At 72.2% G+C, this 21,282-nt stretch carries 20 protein-coding genes; 14 read left to right on the top strand and 6 right to left on the bottom strand.

The genetic code is table 11. The features are described 5' to 3' along the window. Positions 1-8 precede the first annotated feature (8 nt). Positions 9-803 carry a trans-aconitate 2-methyltransferase gene (locus ACLJOK_RS27010; RefSeq protein ID WP_410821362.1) on the top strand — a complete coding sequence of 265 codons (795 nt, stop codon included), beginning with the start codon at positions 9-11 and terminating at the stop codon, positions 801-803. Further along, positions 800-1,822, top strand: a complete 1,023-nt coding sequence (locus ACLJOK_RS27015; RefSeq protein WP_410821363.1) for an adenosine deaminase — start codon at positions 800-802, stop codon at positions 1,820-1,822. The genes ACLJOK_RS27010 and ACLJOK_RS27015 overlap by 4 nt, the downstream gene beginning before the upstream one ends. 256 nt (positions 1,823-2,078) lie before the next feature. Here ACLJOK_RS27015 and ACLJOK_RS27020 read toward each other — a convergent pair whose 3' ends face one another. Then, a complete protein-coding gene (locus tag ACLJOK_RS27020) occupies positions 2,079-3,482 on the bottom strand; it encodes an ATP-binding protein (RefSeq protein WP_410821364.1) in 1,404 nt (467 codons plus the stop codon). 29 nt (positions 3,483-3,511) lie between these two features. Then, positions 3,512-4,201, bottom strand: coding sequence for a response regulator transcription factor (locus ACLJOK_RS27025; protein WP_091401712.1), 690 nt, complete (start codon positions 4,199-4,201; stop codon positions 3,512-3,514). A gap of 73 nt (positions 4,202-4,274) precedes the next feature. Here ACLJOK_RS27025 and ACLJOK_RS27030 point away from each other — a divergent pair, with 73 nt between their 5' ends. After that, positions 4,275-5,195, top strand: a complete 921-nt coding sequence (locus tag ACLJOK_RS27030; RefSeq protein ID WP_410821365.1) for an ADP-ribosylglycohydrolase family protein — start codon at positions 4,275-4,277, stop codon at positions 5,193-5,195. An 85-nt stretch (positions 5,196-5,280) separates the two neighbouring features. Here ACLJOK_RS27030 and ACLJOK_RS27035 read toward each other — a convergent pair whose 3' ends face one another. Beyond that, positions 5,281-6,195, bottom strand: coding sequence for a DUF1775 domain-containing protein (locus tag ACLJOK_RS27035; RefSeq protein ID WP_410821366.1), 915 nt, complete (start codon positions 6,193-6,195; stop codon positions 5,281-5,283). Between the two features lie 188 nt (positions 6,196-6,383). Here ACLJOK_RS27035 and thrS point away from each other — a divergent pair, with 188 nt between their 5' ends. Beyond that, positions 6,384-8,393 carry a threonine--tRNA ligase gene (gene thrS / locus ACLJOK_RS27040; RefSeq protein ID WP_410821367.1) on the top strand — a complete coding sequence of 670 codons (2,010 nt, stop codon included), beginning with the start codon at positions 6,384-6,386 and terminating at the stop codon, positions 8,391-8,393. A gap of 171 nt (positions 8,394-8,564) precedes the next feature. On the opposite strand, the gene ACLJOK_RS27045 is transcribed toward thrS, so the two are convergent. Then, the gene (locus ACLJOK_RS27045; RefSeq protein ID WP_410821368.1) at positions 8,565-9,293 is read right to left on the bottom strand and encodes a D-Ala-D-Ala carboxypeptidase family metallohydrolase; all 729 of its coding nucleotides are present in this window, start codon (positions 9,291-9,293) and stop codon (positions 8,565-8,567) included. A 176-nt stretch (positions 9,294-9,469) separates the two neighbouring features. Here ACLJOK_RS27045 and ACLJOK_RS27050 point away from each other — a divergent pair, with 176 nt between their 5' ends. Beyond that, positions 9,470-9,982, top strand: a complete 513-nt coding sequence (locus ACLJOK_RS27050) for an HIT family protein (RefSeq protein WP_410821604.1) — start codon at positions 9,470-9,472, stop codon at positions 9,980-9,982. 49 nt (positions 9,983-10,031) lie between these two features. On the opposite strand, the gene ACLJOK_RS27055 is transcribed toward ACLJOK_RS27050, so the two are convergent. Continuing rightward, on the bottom strand, positions 10,032-10,526 hold the full coding sequence (locus ACLJOK_RS27055) for a hypothetical protein (protein ID WP_410821369.1): 495 nt from the start codon (positions 10,524-10,526) through the stop codon (positions 10,032-10,034). A gap of 86 nt (positions 10,527-10,612) precedes the next feature. Here ACLJOK_RS27055 and ACLJOK_RS27060 point away from each other — a divergent pair, with 86 nt between their 5' ends. Next, positions 10,613-11,671 (top strand): aldo/keto reductase, encoded by a 1,059-nt coding sequence (locus ACLJOK_RS27060; RefSeq protein ID WP_410821370.1) that lies wholly within the window; start codon positions 10,613-10,615, stop codon positions 11,669-11,671. 290 nt (positions 11,672-11,961) lie between these two features. Here the strand turns inward: ACLJOK_RS27060 and ACLJOK_RS27065 are convergent, their stop codons facing one another. After that, positions 11,962-14,118 (bottom strand): elongation factor G-like protein EF-G2, encoded by a 2,157-nt coding sequence (locus ACLJOK_RS27065; protein ID WP_410821371.1) that lies wholly within the window; start codon positions 14,116-14,118, stop codon positions 11,962-11,964. A 249-nt stretch (positions 14,119-14,367) separates the two neighbouring features. Between ACLJOK_RS27065 and pgsA the strand changes: the two genes are divergently transcribed. The 8 genes from pgsA to ACLJOK_RS27105 all read left to right on the top strand — a co-directional run bounded on the left by pgsA (position 14,368) and on the right by ACLJOK_RS27105 (position 21,260). Next, on the top strand, positions 14,368-14,997 hold the full coding sequence (pgsA, locus tag ACLJOK_RS27070) for a phosphatidylinositol phosphate synthase (protein WP_410821372.1): 630 nt from the start codon (positions 14,368-14,370) through the stop codon (positions 14,995-14,997). Positions 14,998-15,043: 46 nt separating this feature from the next. Beyond that, positions 15,044-15,976, top strand: a complete 933-nt coding sequence (locus ACLJOK_RS27075; protein WP_410821373.1) for a phosphatidylinositol mannoside acyltransferase — start codon at positions 15,044-15,046, stop codon at positions 15,974-15,976. Positions 15,977-15,992: 16 nt separating this feature from the next. Further along, positions 15,993-17,153: a glycosyltransferase family 4 protein gene (locus ACLJOK_RS27080; RefSeq protein WP_410821374.1), complete on the top strand. Its 1,161-nt coding sequence runs from the start codon at positions 15,993-15,995 to the stop codon at positions 17,151-17,153. Positions 17,154-17,234: 81 nt separating this feature from the next. Beyond that, on the top strand, positions 17,235-17,738 hold the full coding sequence (locus tag ACLJOK_RS27085) for a hypothetical protein (RefSeq protein WP_410821375.1): 504 nt from the start codon (positions 17,235-17,237) through the stop codon (positions 17,736-17,738). A 147-nt stretch (positions 17,739-17,885) separates the two neighbouring features. After that, positions 17,886-18,803: a pyridoxal 5'-phosphate synthase lyase subunit PdxS gene (pdxS, locus tag ACLJOK_RS27090; protein ID WP_091401733.1), complete on the top strand. Its 918-nt coding sequence runs from the start codon at positions 17,886-17,888 to the stop codon at positions 18,801-18,803. Between the two features lie 44 nt (positions 18,804-18,847). Next, complete coding sequence (gene pdxT / locus ACLJOK_RS27095) at positions 18,848-19,453, top strand: pyridoxal 5'-phosphate synthase glutaminase subunit PdxT (protein ID WP_354943565.1); 606 nt, start codon at positions 18,848-18,850, stop codon at positions 19,451-19,453. 282 nt (positions 19,454-19,735) lie between these two features. Next, positions 19,736-20,488: a YebC/PmpR family DNA-binding transcriptional regulator gene (locus tag ACLJOK_RS27100; RefSeq protein WP_112583375.1), complete on the top strand. Its 753-nt coding sequence runs from the start codon at positions 19,736-19,738 to the stop codon at positions 20,486-20,488. 157 nt (positions 20,489-20,645) lie between these two features. After that, entirely contained in the window at positions 20,646-21,260 is a 615-nt protein-coding gene (locus ACLJOK_RS27105; RefSeq protein WP_410821376.1) for a DUF402 domain-containing protein, read from the top strand. Positions 21,261-21,282 lie beyond the last annotated feature (22 nt).

The raw sequence follows: 21,282 nt of genomic DNA on the forward strand, positions 1-21,282 counted from the left end.
AGGCGACCATGTGGGACCCGACGACCTACCTGCGCTTCGGCGACGAGCGATCCCGGCCGTTTCACGACCTTCTCGCCCGGATCCCGGCCGAGCGACCCCGGGCGGTGATCGACCTCGGCTGCGGCCCCGGCCAGCTCACCGCCGTCCTCGTCGAGCGCTGGCCGACCAGCCGGGTGCGCGGCCTCGACTCCTCACCCGACATGATCGAGCGGGCCGAGGCCCTCGATGCGCCGGTCGACTTCGCGGTCGCCGACCTGCGCGACTGGGCTCCGGCCGGCGACGAGGACGTGGTGGTCAGCAACGCGGCGTTGCAGTGGGTCCCCGGCCATCAGGAGCTGCTGCGCCGCTGGGCTGCCGAGCTGCCCGCCGGTGCCTGGCTCGCCATGCAGGTCCCCGGCAACTTCGCCGCCGACTCGCACCGCGCCCTGCGGGAGGTCGCCAACCGGCCGACCTGGCGGTCCGAGGTCGCCCCGCTGCTGCGCGCGGACCCGGTCGACGACCCGGCCGACTACGCGGCGCTGCTGACCGCCGCCGGCTGCGCGGTGGACGCCTGGGAGACTACCTACGTGCACCTGCTGCCGGCTCGACCCGCCGCCGAGCACCCGGTGCTGGCCTGGATGGAGGGCACCGCGCTGCGCCCGGTCCGGGCCGCACTGGACGCCGCCGGCTGGTCCGCCTTCCGGGCCGAGCTGGGAGTACGGCTCGCCGCGGCGTACCCGGTGCGGCAGGGTCAGGTGTACTTCCCGTTCCGCCGCGTCTTCGTCGTCGCCCGCACCGGCGACCATGCCCAGGAGAACCCGTGACCGACCTTTCCACCTTCATCGCCGGCCTGCCCAAGGTGGAGCTGCACGTGCACCACGTCGGCTCCGCCTCGCCCCGGATCGTCGCCGAGTTGGCCGCCCGCCACGAGGGGCGTACCCCCGTGCCGGCTGACCCGGACGCGCTCGCCAGTTACTTCGAGTTCCGCGACTTCGCGCACTTCATCGAGGTCTACCTCAGCGTCGTGGACCTCATCCGCGACCCGGAGGACGTCTGGATCCTCACCCACGAGGTGGCCCGCGAGCTGGCCCGCCAACAGGTCCGGTACGCGGAGCTGACCATCACCCCGTACTCGCACGTCCGACGGGGCATTCCCGCGCCGGCGTTCTGCGAGGCCATCGAGGACGCCCGCAAGCGCGCCCTGGCCGACTTCGGCATCGAGCTGCGCTGGTGCTTCGACATCCCCGGCGAGGCCGGCCTGCCGGCAGCCGAGGAGACGCTGCGCATCGCGCTGGACGAGCGCCCGGACGGGCTGGTCAGTTTCGGTCTGGGCGGCCCGGAGATCGGCGTACCCCGACCGCAGTTCAGGCCCTACTTCGACCAGGCCCGCGCCGCCGGGCTGCGCTCGGTGCCGCACGCCGGGGAGACCACCGGCCCGCAGACCGTCTGGGACGCGCTGAACGAGTTGGGCGCCGAGCGGATCGGGCACGGCATCTCCGCCGCGCAGGACCCGCAGCTGCTCGCGTACCTGGCCGAGCGGCAGATCGGGATGGAGATCTGCCCGACCTCCAACGTGCGCACCCGGGCGGTGGCCACCCTCGACGAGCATCCGCTGCCCCGGCTGGTCGAGGCCGGGCTGCTGGTCACCATCAACTCCGACGACCCGCCGATGTTCGGCACCACCCTCAACGACGAGTACGCGGTGGCCGCCCGCCTGCTCGGCGTCGGCGCCGAGGGTGTGGCCGGGCTGGCCCGCAACGCGGTGACCGCGTCCTTCCTGGACGCCGCCGGTCAGCAGCGGATCCTCGCCGAGATCGACGCGTACCTCACCACCGCCGGCTGAGCTCGTCTGTTGGCTGGGCCGGTCGGTCGGCTGGGCCGGTCGGTTGAGCAGGGCGCGCGGCGGGAGCGTGGGTGTGGGGGGACCTGTGACTCCCGCCGCGCGCGCGGCTCCACCGGCCGTGGGTGCGTGGTGCGCTCGGCCGGTGGAACTGGTGGGTTCGTGCTCTGATCCTGTCAGCCCGTGGCCGATCCAACGCGGTCGTTAACCGCGATCTAAGGAAGACTTGCGCCGGCGCACAGCCCCGGGTTCGGCCGGGTCAGTCGTCGGTGGGGCGCTGGCGGGGCCAGCGACGTCCGGTGGCCTTCGTGTCCCGGGCGTCGCGGGCCATCCGACCGACCAGACCGAAGCGGCTGACCTGCCGGGGGGTCGCTTCCGGGTCGGCGAGCAGCATCACCACGCTGGCCCCGCCCAGCCGGGCGCGGTCGATGCTCACCGAGCCGTTGGCCTGCAACGCGACCCGCTTGGCGATGTCCAGCCCGAGCCCGGTCGAGCCCTGGTCACTGGTGCCCCGGCGCAGTGCCCGGTCCGGGTTGGCGATGCCGGGGCCGGCGTCGTCGATCCGGATCGCCACGTAACCGTCGCGCCGGGACACCGCCACCTCGAACGCGGTGCCCTGCGGGGTGTAGCGGAAGACGTTGCCGATCACCGCGTCCAGCGCGGCGGCGAGTTCGGCACGGGGCACCGGCGCCGGGATGCGCAGCTGGGCGCCGTTGACCCGGTGCGGGCGGTTCTGGTCGCCGGCCAACGCCGCCCAGAACACCATCCGGTCGCGGACCACCTCGCTGACGTCGCACATCGCCGGCCCGGCCTCGAGCGCCACCGTCTTACGGGTGGTCTTGATCAGCACGTCGATCTCACCCTCCAGGGTGACGATCGCCTGCCGGATCCGCCGGATCCCCCGCAGCCGGTCCAACTCCGCCGGGCTGAACGAACCCACGCTGGTGTCGTCGGACTCCAACGCCTCAGCGTCCAGGCGCAGCACCGTCAACGGGGTACGCAGACGGTGCGACAGGTCGGCCACCAACTCCCGCTCGTCGGTGCGGGCGGCGTCCAGCCGGTCCGCCATCCGGTTGAAGGCGTACCCGGCCTCGGCCAACTCGCGCGGACCGGTCGGCTCGACGCGTACGCCGAGGTCGCCGTCGCCGACGGAGAGCGCGGCCTTGACCAGACCCCGGGTGGAGTCCACGGCGCGGGCAGCGACCCGGTCGACCACCAGCACCGCCGCGCCGGCCATCGCCGCGCCGACCGCGAACAGCAGCAGCCAGGTGCCGCCAGCGCCCTCACCCAGCGTCGACTCCGGAAGGAACACCTCGACCACTGCCGTCCGGTCCCCGAGGACGACCGGGTCGAGCCGGGCCACACCCCCGTCGACGTCGACGACCAACGACTGGCGCTCGGAGCGGGCCCGGTCCAGGTCGCTGCCGCTGGCCCGACCGGCGGACTCGTCCAACCCCAACCCGTGCACCACGGGTCGGGTGGGGGCGCCCTCGGCGCTGGCCACCACGGCACGCTCGACGACCGCCGGGTCGGTGCTCACCGCCAGCGCGCCGGTCACCAGCGCGCTGCGCCGCGCCGCGTCGGCGATCGCCTCGTCCCGGCTCTGCTCCCGCAGGCTGAGCCCGAGCGGGATCAGGAACGCGAGCGCCACGAGACTGCACATGCCGGCCGTGAGCAGGGCCAGCGCCGTCCTCAGTCCGGTGCCACCAGCCGGAATCCGACCCCCCGCACGGTGCGCAGGTAGCGCGGCTTCGCCGCGGACTCGCCCATCTTTCTGCGGAGCCAGTACAGGTGAACGTCGATGGTCTGATCCTCGCCGACCGATGGCTGCCGCCATACCTCCTCCAAGAGTTCCCGGCGGGACACTACCCGCCCCGGTCGTGCGGCGAGATACGCCAACAGGTCGAATTCCTTGCGGGTCAGCGCCAGCGGCTCCCCGTCGAGCTGGGCGCTGCGTTCGCCCACGTCCACCCGCAGCCCGCCGACGCTGTGCACCGCGGGCTGCACGGACCGACTGGCCCGGCCGGCCCGACGCAGCACTGTGGTGATCCGGGCGTCCAGGTGCGCGCCGGTGAACGGCTTCACCATGTAGTCGTCGGCGCCGGCGCGCAGCAGCTTCACCACCGACTGTTCGTCGTCGCGGGCGGTGGCGATGATGATCGGAACGTCGGTGATGCCGCGCAGCATCCGCAGCGCGTCCGAGCCGTCCAGGTCGGGCAGGCCGAGGTCGAGCACCACCAGGTCGGGTGTCTCCGCGGCGACCCGACGCAGGGCGTCCAACGCCGTACCCACGGCGTGCACGGCATGCCCCCGGTCGGTGAGGGACCGCAGCATCGCGCCGCGTACGACGTGATCGTCTTCGACCAGGAGCACGGAGGCCACGACAAGACCGTACTTGGCCTGGCAAGTTGATCGCGTTGCGGCGTGCCTGGCGACCGGGCAAGCTGGTACGACGATGTCGTTCACCCTGTTCGCCGATGCTCGCCTGGCGCTCGCCCGGGACAGCCTCGCCGGTCTCTCCACCGGCGACGCGCTCGGCGCGCAGTACTTCCTGCCGGGCCCGGCGCCCGTGGATCTCGACTCCGACGCGCTGCCGCCAGCGCCCTGGGAGTGGACCGACGACACCGAGATGGCCTGCTCGGTCCTCGCCCAGCTGGCCGAGTCCGGCGGCATCGACCGGGACCGGCTGGCCCTCTCCTTCGCCGAGCGATGCAGTGAACGCCGGGGCTACGGCGCGGGAGCGATGCTGATCCTCGGGCTGATCCGTGCCGGCACCCCGTGGCCGCTGGCCGCCGCCTCCGCCTTCGACGGGCAGGGCTCCTGCGGCAACGGCGCGGCGATGCGGGTCGGCCCGCTGGGCGCGTACTTCGCCGACTCGACGGCGCGCGCCGCGGCGCAGGCCCGCGCGTCCGCCGAGGTGACGCACGCGCACCCGGAGGGGATCGCCGGGGCGGTCGCCGTCGCCGTCGCCGCCGCGCTGGCCACCCGGGCCCGCCTCGACGGGCACCGGCCGGCCCCGGAGCGCCTGCTCGCCGGGATCGCCGCCGCGCTCGATCCGAGCACCGAGGTGCACCGGGGCGTACACCGGGCCGTCGGGCTGCTCGGTCGGCCGCTGCCCCAGGTGGTCGCGGCGCTCGGCAACGGCTCCCGGGTGACCGCCCAGGACACCGTCGGGTTCACCCTCTGGGTGGCCGCCACCCACCTCGACGACTATCCGGCGGCCATCGGGACGTGCGTACGGGCCGGTGGGGACGTGGACACCACGGCCGCCATCGCCGGAGCGGTGGTGGCGGCGCACACCGGCGTCGGCACTCCGGGCGGGGTGCCCGAGCAGTGGCTGGCCGCCCGCGAGCCGCTACCTACCTGGCTGCCCTGACCACCGGCCCACGATCACCTCGGCTTCCTGCAAATCGGGTCGTCCGGGCGGCGGGGATGCCGCGGTTTCCTGAAAGCCAAGTGGATCACCGCGATGCTGCGGGAACAGCCGCCTGCGGGTCGGCGGGCTGCGGGTTGGCGGCCGTCGGGTCTGGCGTTGCGGCGTCGTCTCCGCGGCCGGTTATCTCGGCCAGCGTCGCGGCCTCGTCGGGGTCGCCGGTCACCTCGGCGAGCGCGGCCGCCTCGCCCGGGTCACGTCGGCGCCACCGGCTGACCAGCCAGCCGATCGCCGCGCCACCGCCCAGCCCGGCCAGCAGGCCGGCGGCCAGCATCCCGTCGGCGCTGCCCTCGTCGGCACCACCCGATTGGGCCGGCGGTGCGGCGTCCACACCGTTGTCCGCGGCGGGCGGTGCCCCGGCCGCCGGGCCGGCGTGCCCGCCGTGTGCGGCCGGACCCGCCGCGCCGGGCGCCGCCGGCAGCAGGGTGAGCGCCGGGGCCCGGTGCGGGCCGGTGGCGTCCGCCCACCGGACCACGGTGCCGTCGGCGTACGTCTGGACGACCTCGAAGGTGAGCCGCTCGGCCTGTGGCATCGGCCCCATGGAGAGCGCCAGCCGAGCCGGCCCTGGGTCACTCGTACCGACCCGGACCCAGGTCACCGCCGTCGTCACAGTGGTCACCCCGGAGGAGTGGATACCGGCCACCGGCTTGTCCAGGGTGCGGGAGCTGATCCGGGGCGCCCAGCCGTCGACCGACATGGGGTAGACCTCGGCGATCGGCGCGTCGGCCGGTAGCCGGACCTCGATCTGGTTGGTCTTCGTGCCGGCCCGCTCCTCCGGAACGCTGAACTCCAGCCGTACCGCGTCGCCCTGCCGGGCCTCGGTCGGGGTGGTCGTCACGTCCGCCGCGTACGCCGTGCCAGGCCAGAGCAGCAGCCCAGCGGCGGTCACCGCGGTCGCCGCCACGATCCGCCGCCGACGGCCACCGCCGTACGTGCTCGCCATCTCGTGCCCCCATCCGTGTCGACGCGGCCGGCACCGGTTTCCGGCCACACCTTCTAGTTCGGCTGCGAGGCGCGAAAGGTTCAACGTCGGCGGTAAGGAGGTGCCGTTCCCGGTCGGGGGCGGGGCGACCGATAGCATCGGCAGGAGCCGAGGATCGGCACCGTTTCGTACCACTTGGAGGAGTCCCCGTGTCCGCACCCCGTACCCCCGCCGTGGCCGACCCCGTCGTCGTCGCCGCCGGGACCACGGCGGCCGACGCGGTGGCCGCGGCCGGACTGCCCGCGAACGGTCCCAAGGCGATCGTCGTGGTCCGCGACCCGCAGGGCCAGCTGCGCGACCTGGACTGGACGCCGGCCGAGGAGACCGTCGTCGAGCCGGTCAGCCTGGACTCGCCCGACGGGCTCAACGTGCTGCGTCACTCCACCGCGCACGTCCTCGCCCAGGCCGTGCAGGACATCTTCCCCGAGGCCAAGCTGGGCATCGGCCCGCCCATCGAGAACGGCTTCTACTACGACTTCGACGTCGCCAAGCCGTTCCAGCCCGATGACCTCAGCAAGCTCGAGAAGCGCATGCAGGAGATCATCAAGTCCGGGCAGCGGTTCCGTCGCCGCCGCTTCGGCAGCCTGGAGGAGGCGCGCTCCGAGCTGGCCGACGAGCCGTTCAAGCTGGAGTTAATCGAGGTCAAGGGCGAGGGCCTGGACACCGACGAGGTGATGGAGGTGGGCGGCGGCGAGCTGACCATCTACGACAACCTCGACGCCAAGGAGGACAAGGTCTGCTGGTCGGACCTGTGCCGGGGTCCGCACCTGCCGACCACCCGACTGATCGGCGCGTTCAAGCTGATGCGCTCCGCCGCCGCGTACTGGCGGGGGTCGGAGAAGAACCCCCAACTACAGCGGGTGTACGGCACCGCGTGGCCGACCCGCGACGAGCTCAAGGCGTACCTGAAGCTGTTGGAGGAGGCCGCCCGGCGCGACCACCGCAAGCTCGGCGCGGACCTCGACCTGTTCAGCTTCCCCGACGAGATCGGCTCCGGCCTGGCGGTCTTCCACCCCAAGGGCGGCATCATCCGCCGCGAGATGGAGCACTACTCGCGCCAGCGGCACGAGGCGGCGGGGTACGAGTTCGTCAACACCCCGCACATCACCAAGGCGCAGCTGTTCCAGACCTCCGGTCACCTGCCGTACTACGCGGACACCATGTTCCCGCCCATGCAGCTGGAGGGCGCGGACTACTACCTCAAGGCAATGAACTGCCCGATGCACAACCTGATCTTCAGGTCGCGCGGGCGGTCGTACCGGGAGCTGCCGCTGCGGATGTTCGAGTTCGGCACTGTCTACCGGTACGAGAAGTCCGGCGTCGTGCACGGCCTGACCCGGGTCCGTGGCCTGACCCAGGACGACTCGCACATCTACTGCACCCGCGAGCAGATGGCCGGCGAGCTGTCCGCGCTGCTCAGCTTCGTGCTCGACCTGCTGCGCGACTACGGCCTGGACGACTTCTACCTGGAGTTGTCGACCCGGGACGACTCGCCCAAGTTCATCGGCGCCGAGGAGGACTGGGCCGAGGCCACCGAGGCGCTGCGGACCGCCGCCGCGACCTCCGGCCTGGACCTGGTGCCCGACCCGGGCGGCGCGGCGTTCTACGGGCCGAAGATCTCCGTGCAGGCCCGCGACGCCATCGGCCGGACCTGGCAGATGTCCACCATCCAGGTCGACTTCAACCAGCCGGAGCGGTTCGCGTTGGAGTACCAGGCCGCCGACGGCAGCCGGCAGCGGCCCGTGATGATCCACCGTGCGCTGTTCGGGTCGATCGAGCGGTTCTTCGGGGTGCTCACCGAGCACTACGCCGGGGCCTTCCCGGCCTGGTTGGCGCCGGTGCAGGTGGTGGGCATCCCGATCCGCGAGGACCACACCGACTACCTGCACGGCTTCGTCGCCGCGCTGCGCGCCGAGGGCATCCGGGCCCAGGTGGACGCGGGTGACGACCGGATGCAGAAGAAGATCCGGACGGCGCAGCAGCAGAAGATCCCGTTCATGGTGATCGCCGGTGACGACGACGTGGCCGCCGGCACGGTCTCCTTCCGCTACCGCGACGGCTCCCAGCGCAACGGGGTACCGATCGCCGAGGCGGTGACCCACGTGCTGGACGTGGTCAGCTCCCGGACCAACATCGGCCCCTCCGCCGCGGCAGAGTAACGGGACCACCGCAAGGCCCGCGTGCACGGCCGGCCCGCTTTGCCGCCGGCGTGCAGCGGCATGATCGTGCTCGATCCAGGAAGTAGTGGCCTCCCCGGTGCGGGAGGCCACTACTTCCCTGTTCGAGCGCGATCTTCGCCGGGAGGCCCGTGCGGCAGAGAGGGCTGGGGGTCAGATGCCGCAGTTCGGCGCTGACCAGCCTCCGACCGCCGCCACGTGGGTGTGGTCGTTGTGGTCGGGGTAGCCGGGGCCGAGGATCTGCCCGAAGCCGTGGTTGCGGGCCTGCTGCGCCAGCCGGCAGAACGACGGGGAGCCGACCAGGTCCACCCCGTCGCCGTACAGGTGTCGGCTGTTCGACGCTCCGCCGACCGCGCTGTTGCAGGCGTAGCTGCGGAAGCTGCTGCTGATCGCGATGGCCACGTCACCGAGGGCGTGCCGCATGGCCTGGAGTTTCCACATCGAGACGAGCGCGTTGAACCGGGCGGTGCTTGCCGAGACCGCACCACCGGACCAGTCGCTGTTGCACTTGTTCAGCTCGGGGTAGCTGAAGTTGGCCGGGGTGCAGTCGTCGTCCTGGAGGGCGTAGAGCCGGTTGAACGTCTGTGGGCCGGCGATGCCGTCCGCGGGCAGCCCGTACGCCTGCTGGAAGCGGATCACCGCCGATCGGGTGGCCGGGCCGTACGCGCCGTCGAGGGTGAGTACCGCGCCGTAGCCGGGGTAGCCGGCGACCCGGATCTGGAGTTGCCGGACGTCCTCGCCGGACGCCCCCTGGGACAGGGTGCGTCCCCAGGTGTAGCAGCCGTCCGCCTGGGCCGCGCCGGCAGTGAGGGTGACGCCGGCCACTGTGGTGGCGGCGGTCAACGCCAGTGCCGCGAGGAACCTGCCGAGCCGTCGGAACATGTAGCCCTCCATCAATGCATGGAAGTACTTGGATGCATGGAAGTTTCATGCTTCCGCTTTGATCCGTCAAGAACTTGCAGTGCCGGGTTTCCCGACGGCGGGTGTCGCGGCGTGCCCGTGGGGCTCCGTAGGATCGGCTCGTGACAGGGGCGGAACGGCACACGGACAGTGACGGCATGGCGGACGGCCTGGAGCGGCTCTGGACGCCGCACCGGATGACCTACATCTCCGGCGAGGACCGCCCTGCCGAGGGCTACGAGAAGCCGACCGGCTGCCCCTTCTGCCGGGGGCCGAAGCTGCCCCCGGAGGAGAGCCTGGTGGTGGCCCGGGGCGAGCACGTCTTCGTGGTGCTCAACCTCTACCCGTACAACCCGGGGCACCTGCTGGTCTGCCCCTACCGGCACGTGGCCGACTACACCGACCTGGACGTGCCGGAGACCACCGAGCTGGCGTCGTACACCCAGACCGCCATGCGGGTGGTCCGCAAGGTCAGCAACGCCCACGGCTTCAACCTGGGCATGAACCAGGGCGGGGTGGCCGGCGCCGGCATCGCCGCGCACCTGCACCAGCACGTGGTGCCGCGTTGGGGTGGTGACGCGAACTTCATGCCGGTGATCGGCCGCACCAAGGTCCTGCCGCAGCTGCTCGGCGACACCCGCGACCTGCTCGCCCGCGCCTGGCCGTCCTGACCGCCGCCGGCCGCGCCACGCCGGTCGCGAGGCCTCCGCGCCGGTCCGGCTAGTCGGCGCGCAGCAGCGGGGTCAGCTCCGACCAGCTCTCCACCCGGTGTACGCGGGGCAGCAGCGCGGCGTGCGCGGCGACCTCGGCCTTGCGGGGCCGGAACAGGAAGCGGCGCGGCACCGAGTCGAGATAGCCGAGCACCTCCAGCTTGTCGTCCACGAAGTGGGTCAGGCCGAGGCGTCTGGCGATCGGCGCCTTGTCCGGTCGGGTGCGGCAGAAGTGCACCCGCTCGACCGGGATGCCGGTGCGCGCCGGAAAGTCGTGGTGGGCCAGCCACTCCCGGGTACGCCGCTCGGTGGCCTCCCCGCACTTGGACACCAGGTGCACCTCGTCGAACGCCGGACCGAGCGCCGCCAGCGCGTCGAACGCCCCGACGACGGCCGGGGTGCGCAGGTAGTGCGCGCCGAAGAACGAGGTGTCCGCGTCGTCGTCGGCCGGCTCGATGATCACTCCGCCGATGTCCACCCCGAGCCGCCGCATGGCGTTGATCATGCCGCACCGTGACCGGCACCGTGCACCCGCGTGTCCGCCCGCAGATCTGCTACGCCAGGGCCCGACGAAGGTGGCACGATCGGCCGATGGCAGTCACGACACGGTTGTTGGGGCGCAGCGGCATCGAGGTCAGCGCCCTCGGCATGGGGTGCTGGGCGATCGGCGGGCCCTGGGCGGAGGGCACCCAGCCGCTGGGCTGGGGCGCTGTCGACGACGACGAATCGGTGCGGGCGGTACGCCGGGCACTCGATCTGGGCATCACCCTCTTCGACACCGCCGACACGTACGGGGCAGGGCACGGTGAGCGGGTGCTCGGTCGCGCGCTCGCCGGTCGCCGCGACGACGCCGTGATCGCCACCAAGTGGGGTTACACCTTCGACGAGGCCGGCCGGCAGGCCACCGGCGAGGACGCGTCGCCCGCGTACCTGCGCAGTGCCGTGACCGCCTCGCTGCGCCGGCTGGACACCGACCGGATCGACCTCTATCAGCTGCACCTGGCCGACCTGTCGGTGCCGAGGGCGCAGGCGCTGATCGGGACCTGCGAGGACCTGGTGGCCGAGGGCCTGATCCGCGCGTACGGGTGGAGCACCGACCGCCCCGACCGGGCCGCCGCGTTCGGGCACGCCGCCGCCGGCGCCACCGCCGTGCAACACGCCCTGTCGGTGCTGCGCGACGCCCCCGAGCTGCTCGCCGTCTGCGACAAGTACGACCTGGCCAGCGTCAACCGCAGTCCACTCGGGATGGGTCTGCTCACCGGCAAGTACACGGCCGCATCGACGCTGCCGCGCGACGACGTACGCGGGCTGGCCCCGGGCTGGCTGGAGTGGTTCCGGGGTGGCCGACCGGCACCGGAGTGGCTGCGCCGGGTCGGCGCTGTCCGTGCCGCGCTCACCGCCGACGGGCGCACCCTCGCCCAGGGCGCGTTGGGCTGGATCTGGGCGCGCAGCGGTCGCACCGTCCCGATCCCGGGCTGCCGTACCGTCGCCCAGGTCGAGGAGAACGCCGCAGCGCTGCACCGGGGCCCACTTCCAGCGGACCAGTTCGTCGAGGTGGAGCGTCAGCTCGCCGCCGTCCGCACCGCGGCCCTGCGCGAGGCCGACCGCCCCCACTGGCCCCGCCCCACCCACCCCACAGTCCACCCGTAACCAGCTCCCACACCCCGCCCCACCCCGCCGCCGCCCCACCCCGCCCGCCCCGCCCCGCCCCGACCGCGTCGATCATGGAGTTGTGGTGCCTCGCAAATCGGGCATAGACCAATCTTCTGCCCACCACAACTCCATGATCGACCCGCGACTCACCCCAGCCGACGCCGATCTTGCATTTTCTGCGGGGACTTATGCCGCGACAGCGACATAAGGACGACAGGAAGCGCAAGATCGCCGGGGCCGGGGCCGGGGCCGGGGCCGGGGCCGGGGCGGGGCGGGGGCGGGGCGGGTTAGGGGAGTTGTTCCTTGCGGGTCTGGTCGGCCAGGTGCGCGGGCATGGGGTCGTGGCGGACGAAGTGGCGGCGGAACGTGCCGGTGCCGGCCGTCATCGAGCGCAGCTCGACGGCGTACCGAAGCAGTTCGGTGGCCGGCACTTCGGCGCGGACGAGGGTGCGGCCCTCGGTGTCCGGGTCCGGTTCGGTGCCGAGCACCCGGCCGCGCCGGCCGGACAGGTCGCCCATCACCGTGCCCACCGAGCCGTCCGGAACCCGGATGGTGACCTCGTCGATCGGCTCCAGCAGGGCCGGCTGGCCACGCTCGGCGGCGTCGCGCAGCGCCAGCGCGCCGGCGGTCTGGAAGGCCGCGTCGGAGGAGTCGACGCTGTGCGACTTGCCGTCGACCAGTGTCACCCGCAGGTCCACCACTGGGTGCCCGGCGACCAGCCCGTGCTCCAGTTGGGCGCGGACGCCCTTCTCCACGGACGGGATGTAGTTGTGCGGCACCGCGCCGCCGACCACCCGGTCGACGAACTCGAAGCCACTGCCTCGGGGCAGCGGCTCGACCTCGATGTCGCAGACCGCGTACTGGCCGTGGCCCCCGGACTGCTTGACGTGGCGGCCGTGCCCCTTCGCGGGCACTGTCAGCGTCTCGCGCAGCGACACCTTGACCGGCTCGGTGTCCAGTTCGACGCCGCCGGCGCGTAGCCGGTCGAGCACCACGTCGGCGTGTGCCTCGCCCATGCACCAGAGCACCAGCTGGTGGGTCTCCGGGTTGCGCTCCAGCCGCAGCGTGGGGTCGCCGGCGACCAGGCGGGCGAGATTGCGGGCCAGGGCGTCCTCGTCGGCGCGGCTGTGGGCGGCGATCGCCACCGGCAGCAGCGGCTCCGGCATCTCCCAGGGGGCGATCAGCAGCGGGTCGTCGCTGGTCGAGATGGTGTCACCGGTCTCGGCGCTGCCCGACTTGGTGATCGCGCAGATGTCGCCGGCCACGCAGAGCGACACCTCCCGCACTGTGGCGCCCAGCGGGGTGTAGATGTGCCCGACCCGCTCGTCGGCGTCGTGGTCGGGGTGCCCACGTTCGGCCATGCCGTGCCCGGAGACGTGCACGGTCTGGTCGGGACGCAGCGTGCCGGAGAAGACCCGGACCAGCGAGACCCGACCGACGTGGCGGTCGACGGTGGTCTTGACGACCTCGGCGACCAGCGGCCCGGCCGGGTCGCAGCTCAGCGGCGGACGCGGCGAGCCGTCCACGCCGGTCACCGCCGGCAGCTCGTGCTCCAGCGGCGACGGGAACGCTGCGGTCAGCACCTCCAGCAGCACGTCCAGCCCGACTCCGGTCTGGGCGCAGACCGGAACCACCGGGTAGAAGTGGCCCCGGGCGACGGCCTTCTCCAGGTCGTCGATGAGCACCTCGTCGCCGATCTCCTCGCCGTCGAGGTAGCGGTCCATGAGGGTCTCGTCCTCGCTCTCGGCGATGATCCCCTCGATCAGCTCGTCGCGGGACTCGTCGATGGCCCGCTGGTGCTCCGGGTCCGGGTCGCGGACGTCGGCGGGGAGCCCGGCGCTGTAGTCGAAGACCCGACGGGTGATCAGGCCGAGCAGACCTTCGGTGGACACCCCGTCGTCGCCGAGCATCGGCAGGTAGAGGGGCATCACGTTGTCACCGAAGAGGCGCTGGCAGAGCGCCACCGTCTCGTCGACGTCGGCGCGGGGCTGGTCCAGTCGGGCCACAGCGACCGCGCGGGGCATGTCGACAGCGGCGCACTCCTCCCACAGCGCGACCGTGGCTGCGTCCATGCCGCCCGCGGCGGAGACCACGAAGAGCGCGGCGTCGGCGGCCCGCAGCCCGGCGCGCAGCTCACCGACGAAGTCCGCGTACCCGGGGGTGTCCAGCAGGTTGACCTTGATGCCGTTGTGCAGCAGCGGCGCGCAGGACAGGCTGACCGAGCGCTGCTGGCGTACGGCGGCGGGGTCGTGGTCGCCGACAGTGGTGCCGTCGACGACTGTGCCGGCGCGGCCGATCGTGCCGGTCGCCGCGAGCAGGGCCTCGACCAGTGTGGTCTTGCCCGCCCCGGAGTGCCCGACGAGCACCACGTTGCGAACCCGCTCGGGCTCGGTGACCACCGGCGTGCCGCCGGTGGAACCCTTCTCGTGACTCTTCTGCGCCATGGGGCGCACCTCCCTCAGCCGGTGGTGGTGGCGACCGCCGCGCGACGGGAAGCGGCCCGGGGCGAGTGCGCGGCGATATCCTCCGGTGGTCTGCTGCACAGCGGGAACGGGACGGGCGGACGGGTGAGCTGGCTCACCTCCCGGCTCGATCTCACACCCGTTGCCGGGTAGGCACAAGCCTCCCCCGGGCGGGTCGGCGGTACCGTCCGTATCGCCGGAGCTGGGCGGACCGTTATCGTGGGGACCGCCATGGCGAAGATCTTCCAAGTGTCGGCCCGCGCGGGGATGACCCGCGTCGTCGAGCCGATTGCCCGCGCCCTGCTGCGCGCGGGCGTCACCCCCAATGCCGTCACCGTCGCGGGCACCGTTGGTGTGCTCATCGGCGCGCTCGGCTTCGGTGCCCGCGGCCATCTGGTCGCGGGCGCGTTGATCGTCACTCTGTTCGCGCTCACCGACCTGCTCGACGGGACGATGGCCCGAATGAGCGGCGGCTCCACCAGGTTCGGCGCGTTCCTCGACTCAAGCATGGACCGGGTCGCCGACAGTGCCGTCTTCGGCGCTGTCGCGTACTGGCTGGCCACGCAGGGCGACCCCTCCGGGGTGGCCGCCGCGTTGGTCTGCCTGGCCGTTGGTGGCCTCGTCTCCTACGTCAAGGCCCGCGCCGAAGGGCTCGGCATGACCTGCAACGTGGGCATCGCCGAACGCACCGAGCGACTGCTCATCGTCGGCGTCGGCGGGATCCTCACCGGTGTCGGTGTCGATCCGGCCCTGGAGATCGCGCTGTGGCTGCTCGCCGCCGTGTCGATCTTCACGGTGGGGCAGCGGATGACGCACGTCTACCGCCAGGCCCAGCAGCTCCAGCCGGACGGCCAGGCGTGAGTGGGGTGCCGGCGACCCGGCGTCGGACGACCGGCGGCCAAGTCGCGTGAACCTCACCGAGCTGGGCTACATCGCCGGGTGGCGAGTGGTCCGCGCGCTACCCCGGCCGTTGGTGGCGGCGGCGTTCCAGGCGGGCGCGGACCGCGCCCACCGCGCCGGCGGCGGGGGTACGGCCCGACTGCGCGCGAACCTGCGCCGGGTGGTCGGCCCGGAGCTGCCCGACGCCGAGTTGGACGATCTCGTCAAGCGCGGGTTGCGCTCGTACGCCCGATACTGGATGGAGGCTTTCCGGCTGCCCGCCCTGAGTCGGTCGCAGATCCTGTCCGGTTTCCGGCTCGACGGCGCCGAGATGCTCGCCGCCGACGTGGCGGCGGGCCGAGGCGCGGTGGTGGCCCTGCCGCACGCCGCTAACTGGGATGCGGCGGGCGCCTGGGTGGCGGCCACCGGTTGGCCGATCACCACTGTCATGGAGCGGCTCAAGCCGGAGGGCGTGTACAAGCGTTTCCTGGCCTTCCGGGCGAGTCTGGGGATGGAGATCCTTCCGACCCACGGAGGGCCGCGTCCGGCGTTCGACGTGTTGCTGGACCGGTTGAGGGCCGGTGCGGTGGTGCCGTTGCTGGCCGACCGGGACCTCTCCGCCCGGGGGGTGGAGGTGGACTTCTTCGGTGGGAAGACGCGGATGCCCGCCGGGCCGGCGTTGCTCGCGTTGCACACCGGTGCGCCGCTCTACGTGGCCTCGCTGTGGTACGAACCGGATGCCGCCTGTGCGTCGCTGGCTGGTCCGTTGCCGGTGCCGGGGCCCGAGGTGGGGCCGCTGGACCAGCGGGTCCGGTCGCTGACCCAGCTGATCGCCGACCGTCTGGCGGCGGGTATCGCCCGGCATCCGGAAGACTGGCACATGTTGCAGCGGATGTGGCTGGACCAGGCGAGGTCGGGGGAGGGCGCGGCGCTGCCCTCGTCGGCCTCCGGCCAGGCCTGAGGAGGTGGGCTGACGGATGCGGATCGGCATCGTGTGCCCGTACTCCTTTGACGTGCCCGGTGGGGTGCAGAACCACGTCATGGACCTCGCCGAGGCGCTGATCGCGCTGGGCCACGAGGTCAGCGTGCTCGCGCCGGCCGACGAGGATTCGCCGCTGCCGGAGTACGTGGTGTCCGCCGGCCGGGCCGTTCCGCTGCCGTACAACGGGTCGGTGGCCCGGATCGCGTTCGGCCCGGTGTCGACCGCCCGGGTACGGCGGTGGATCACCAACGGCGACTTCGACGTGCTGCACGTGCACGAGCCGCTCACGCTGAGTCTGTCGCTGCTGGCCGTGCTCTCCGCCCGTGGGCCGGTGGTGGCCACGTTCCACACCGCGATGACCCGTTCGCGGGTTCTCGCCGCCGCGCAGGGTGTGCTCCAGATCGTGTTGGAGCGGATCACGGCCCGGATCGCGGTGAGCGCGCTGGCCCGCAAGGTGCAGGTCGAGCACATGGACGGCGGTGCGGTGGAGATCCCCAACGGGGTGGCCGTGGCCAAGTTCACCGACGCCGAGGCGTTGCCGGGCTGGCCGGGGGAGTGCGCGGCAGGCACCGGTGGCACGCTCGGCTTCCTCGGCCGGTTCACCGAGGCACGCAAGGGCTTCCCGGTGCTGCGCGACGCGTTCGTGGCGCTGGCCGCCACCCGGCCCGGTCTGCGGTTGCTCGTCGCCGGCCCGGGTGACCCCGACGACCTGTACGACCAGTTCCCGGCCGAGCTGCACGAGCGGATCACGTTCCTCGGCCTGGTCAGCGAAGCGGACAAGGCGCGCATGCTGCGCAGTGTGCACCTCTACGTCGCACCGAACACCGGCGGTGAGTCGTTCGGCATGATCCTCACCGAGGCGATGGCGGCCGGTACGACGGTCGTCGCCAGTGACCTGGACGCGTTCCGGCGGGTGCTCGACGGTGGGCGGGCAGGTCGGCTCTTCCCCACCGGTGACCCGGTGGGGCTGCGTGACGTGCTGGGCGAGCTGCTGGACGACCCGGCCGCACGAGCCACCCTGAGTGCCTGCGGCGATCAGGTGGTCGCGAATTTCGACTGGCCGGTGGTTGCTCGCCGCGTTCTGGAGGTATACGCAGCGGCGATCGAGGCAACCGACGGGCGGGTCATCGACCAGGAATGGGTGGGGCTGAGCTGAGCCGGTGTGACGGATGGTGCGGTGGTGACCGGCGGGACCGGTCCGGCCGCGCCCAATCGGACGAAACGGAGCAGCACTACGATGCCGCACATGTGGTGGGTGGTGGCCGCGAGCGTGGTCGTGGGGCTGGTTGCGGCGTACCTCGTCTGGACCGCCGGCCGGGTCGAGCGGCTACAGGGCCGCGCGGAGCTGGCGGCCCGGGCCCTCGACGCCCACCTGCTGCGCCGCGCGGCGGCAGCCGCGGTCCTGGCTGAGCGGCGTTTCGGCGTCGAGCTGTACGCGGCGGCCCGGATCGCCCTGGACGCCAGCCCGGACGAGCGGGAAGCGGCGGAGAACGACCTAACCCGGCAGTTGCGCGGCGTCCAGTTGGACCCGGGCGACCCGGACTGCTCGGCGGTCATCGCCGCGAGTCGTCGGCTCGCGTTGTCCCGGCAGGTGCACACCGACCTGGTCCGGGACGCCCGCTCGGCGCGCAGCCGGCCGCTGGTGCGCCTGTTGCGGATGGAGCGGGGCCGGGAGTGGCCGCGCTACTTCGACATCGACGACCCGACCCTCGTCGTGCCGGCGGACGTCCCCGCCGCCTGACCCTCTGCTCCCAGACGGGCGCGGGCGAGCTGGTGACCACTGCCACACAGCAGGCCACCGGGGGTCTGATTGGCTGTCGGTACGGCGTTGAACCGCGCGTAGCATTTTCGCTGCCACCCCCAGAGCATGTCCAAGGAGCGATGACCCGTGCCCGAAAACACCGCCTCGAACACCGGTACCGCCCCCGTCGTCGGCACCGCCCGCGTGAAGCGTGGCATGGCCGAGATGCTCAAGGGCGGCGTGATCATGGACGTCGTCAATGCCGAGCAGGCCAAGATCGCTGAGGACGCCGGCGCCGTCGCGGTGATGGCCCTGGAGCGGGTGCCCGCCGACATCCGCGCGCAGGGCGGGGTGTCCCGAATGAGCGACCCCGACATGATCGACGGGATCATCGAGGCGGTCTCCATCCCGGTGATGGCAAAGGCCCGCATCGGCCACTTCGTGGAGGCGCAGATCCTCCAGTCGCTCGGTGTGGACTACGTCGACGAGTCCGAGGTGCTGACCCCGGCCGACTACGCGAACCACATCGACAAGTGGGCGTTCACGGTGCCCTTCGTCTGTGGCGCGACCAACCTGGGCGAGGCGCTGCGCCGGATCACCGAGGGCGCGGCGATGATCCGCTCCAAGGGCGAGGCCGGCACCGGTGACGTCTCCAACGCCACCACCCACATGCGGAAGATCCGCCAGGAGATCCGCCGGCTGGCCTCGCTGCCGACCGACGAGCTGTACGTCGCGGCCAAGGAGTTGCAGGCCCCGTACGAGCTGGTCAAGGAGGTCGCCGAGAGCGGCAAGCTGCCGGTGGTGCTGTTCACCGCGGGCGGGATCGCCACTCCGGCCGACGCGGCGATGATGATGCAGCTCGGCGCGGAGGGTGTCTTCGTCGGTTCCGGCATCTTCAAGGCGGGCAACCCGGCGCAGCGGGCCGCAGCGATCGTCAAGGCGACCACCTTCCACGACGACCCGGACGTGCTGGCCAAGGTCTCCCGGGGTCTCGGCGAGGCGATGGTCGGCATCAACGTCGACGAGATCCCTCAGCCGCACCGCCTGGCCGAGCGCGGTTGGTGAGCGCTCGTTCCGGGTGGGGTGACGCGGAGAGGATCGGTGCGAACATGACGGCACCCGTGATCGGTGTGCTCGCGCTCCAGGGCGACGTCCGCGAGCACGTGGCGGCGCTGGCCGCGGCGGGCGCGGACGCCCGCCCGGTCCGCCGTCCGGCGGAGCTGGACGCTGTCGACGGCCTGGTCATCCCGGGCGGCGAGTCGACCACCATGAGCAAGCTCGCCGACATCTTCGAGATGCGCGAGCCGATCGACAAGCGGATCGCCGACGGCATGCCGGTCTACGGCTCCTGCGCGGGGATGATCATGTTGGCGACCGAGGTGCTCGACGGCCGACCCGATCAGCGCGGCTTCTCCGGCATCGACATGACCGTCCGGCGTAACGCGTTCGGCCGGCAGGTCGACTCGTTCGAGGCGCCGGTGACCGTGGCCGGGGTGCCGGGTGAGCCGTTCCACGCGGTGTTCATCCGCGCGCCGTGGGTCGAGCGGGTCGGTGCCGGCGTGCAGGTCATCGGGGTGGTGTCCGACGGTCCGGCCGCCGACCGGATCGTGGCGGTCCGACAGGGCAACCTGGTGGCCACCTCGTTCCACCCGGAGCTCACCGGTGACCTGCGGGTGCATGCGTACTTCGTGGACCTGGTCCGCGCCGTCCGCTGAACGGCGGGCGACAGCGCCGGGCTGTCCATGATGCTCGCCGCGGTCGTGACATCGTCCAGGGGTTTTGTCCCGTCTGCCCTGGTCCGTAGGGGCCGGGCGGTAGTGCCGCGCGCGGTGCATGACAGGGACCCGGGGGACGTCGGTAGGATTGCGGAGATTCGGCAGGGCCATCTGCCCGCCACGGCTTCCACCAGAGCTGACCGGCACCTCCGCGTGCGCCGGCGGGAGCGGGGCGTGAGCGGTGCGGTCGATGCAGACGGCGGGTAGCAACGGAGGTAGAAGATGTCCGGCCACTCAAAGTGGGCGACGACCAAGCACAAGAAGGCCGTCATCGACGCCAAGCGCGGCAAGATGTTCGCCAAGCTGATCAAGAACGTCGAGGTAGCCGCGCGGATCGGCGGCGGTGACCCGACCGGTAACCCGACGCTCTTCGACGCGATCCAGAAGGCGAAGAAGAGTTCGGTGCCGAACGACAACATCGATCGCGCCGTCAAGCGCGGCTCCGGCCTGGAGGCCGGCGGCGCCGACTGGCAGACGATCATGTACGAGGGGTACGGCCCGAGCGGCGTGGCCATGCTCATCGAGTGCCTCACCGACAACCGCAACCGCGCGGCGACCGAGGTACGGACAGCGCTGACCCGCAACGGCGGCTCGCTCGCCGACGCCGGCTCGGTGTCGTACATGTTCTCCCGCAAGGGCGTGGTGATCGTCCCCAAGGAGGGCACCAGCGAGGACGACGTGATGCTGGCCGTCCTCGACGCCGGCGCCGAAGAGGTCAACGACCTCGGCGAGGCGTACGAGGTGGTCTCCGAGCCGACCGACCTGATCCCGGTGCGCACGGCGTTGCAGGACGCCGGCATCGAGTACGAGTCGGCCGAGTCCTCGCTGATCCCCAGCGTCAACGTGCCGCTCGACGAAGAGGGCGCACGCAAGATCTTCAAGCTGATCGACGTCCTGGAGGACTGCGACGACGTGCAGAACGTCTACGCCAACTTCGACGTCAGCGACGACGTGATGGCGGCGGTCGACGCCTGACCCGCCCCCCGCCCCCTGCCCGCGCCTCTCCGCCTCATCCCACCGCGATCTTGCACTTTCTGACCCGACAGAACGGGTCACACATGGCATATCGTCAACAGAAGCTGCAAGATCGCGGCGGGGTTGGGGTGGCGCTGAGCGAGGAAGGGTTGCAGTAATGGGGCGGTTTGCATTTGGCGACACTGTGGTGCGGCGTGAGGTGCTGCGGGGTGAGGTTTGGTTTGGGTGCCCGACGATCTGCGTCGAGGATTCACCCGACCTGCTCGCGCTCTACCTCCCACCGGGGGCCGAGTTCGGCTTCCCGGACACCGGCGTCTTCCCCTGCGGGCGGCACCCGTGGGAGGCCGCCGGGCACCGCTCCTGGTCCGGGCACGGCAAGCTGATGCTGCAACGCCCCGGTGAGGCGCACTCGATCGACGTGTTCTGGGCCGGGCCGGGGCGCGACTTCGCCGGCTGGTACTTCAACCTCCAGGACCCGGTCCGGCGTACCCCGATCGGGGTGGACACCCTGGACCACGAACTGGACCTGTGGTGGGCGGCGGACGCCGACCGGTACGTCTGGAAGGACGTGGAGATGTTCGCCCAGCGCCTCGTCGAGGGGCGCTACCCGGGCATGGCGGACGCCATCCAGGCCGAGGGTGACCGGATCGCCGCCCTGCTCGACGAGGGTGAGCGCTGGTGGGACCCGGCGTGGGCATCCTGGCAGCCCGACCCCGCCTGGGCGGTGCCCCCGCTGCCCGCCGGCTGGGATCAGGTGCCGCCCACGCGCTGACCGGCGGCGCTCCACCCGGCCG

Source organism: Micromonospora sp. 050-3 (assembly GCF_046549335.1).
GTDB classification, from domain to species: Bacteria; Actinomycetota; Actinomycetes; order Mycobacteriales; family Micromonosporaceae; genus Micromonospora; species Micromonospora trifolii.

Coding starts and splice junctions, on each gene's coding strand:
- ACLJOK_RS27010 (WP_410821362.1), top strand. CDS start 9: ATGTGGGACCCGACGACCTACCTGCGCTTCGGCGACGAGCGATCCCGG.
- ACLJOK_RS27020 (WP_410821364.1), bottom strand. CDS start 3,482: ATGTGCAGTCTCGTGGCGCTCGCGTTCCTGATCCCGCTCGGGCTCAGC.
- ACLJOK_RS27030 (WP_410821365.1), top strand. CDS start 4,275: ATGTCGTTCACCCTGTTCGCCGATGCTCGCCTGGCGCTCGCCCGGGAC.
- ACLJOK_RS27035 (WP_410821366.1), bottom strand. CDS start 6,195: ATGGCGAGCACGTACGGCGGTGGCCGTCGGCGGCGGATCGTGGCGGCG.
- ACLJOK_RS27045 (WP_410821368.1), bottom strand. CDS start 9,293: ATGTTCCGACGGCTCGGCAGGTTCCTCGCGGCACTGGCGTTGACCGCC.
- ACLJOK_RS27050 (WP_410821604.1), top strand. CDS start 9,470: ATGGCGGACGGCCTGGAGCGGCTCTGGACGCCGCACCGGATGACCTAC.
- ACLJOK_RS27055 (WP_410821369.1), bottom strand. CDS start 10,526: ATGATCAACGCCATGCGGCGGCTCGGGGTGGACATCGGCGGAGTGATC.
- ACLJOK_RS27060 (WP_410821370.1), top strand. CDS start 10,613: ATGGCAGTCACGACACGGTTGTTGGGGCGCAGCGGCATCGAGGTCAGC.
- ACLJOK_RS27065 (WP_410821371.1), bottom strand. CDS start 14,118: ATGGCGCAGAAGAGTCACGAGAAGGGTTCCACCGGCGGCACGCCGGTG.
- pgsA (WP_410821372.1), top strand. CDS start 14,368: ATGGCGAAGATCTTCCAAGTGTCGGCCCGCGCGGGGATGACCCGCGTC.
- ACLJOK_RS27080 (WP_410821374.1), top strand. CDS start 15,993: ATGCGGATCGGCATCGTGTGCCCGTACTCCTTTGACGTGCCCGGTGGG.
- ACLJOK_RS27085 (WP_410821375.1), top strand. CDS start 17,235: ATGCCGCACATGTGGTGGGTGGTGGCCGCGAGCGTGGTCGTGGGGCTG.
- pdxT (WP_354943565.1), top strand. CDS start 18,848: ATGACGGCACCCGTGATCGGTGTGCTCGCGCTCCAGGGCGACGTCCGC.
- ACLJOK_RS27100 (WP_112583375.1), top strand. CDS start 19,736: ATGTCCGGCCACTCAAAGTGGGCGACGACCAAGCACAAGAAGGCCGTC.
- ACLJOK_RS27105 (WP_410821376.1), top strand. CDS start 20,646: ATGGGGCGGTTTGCATTTGGCGACACTGTGGTGCGGCGTGAGGTGCTG.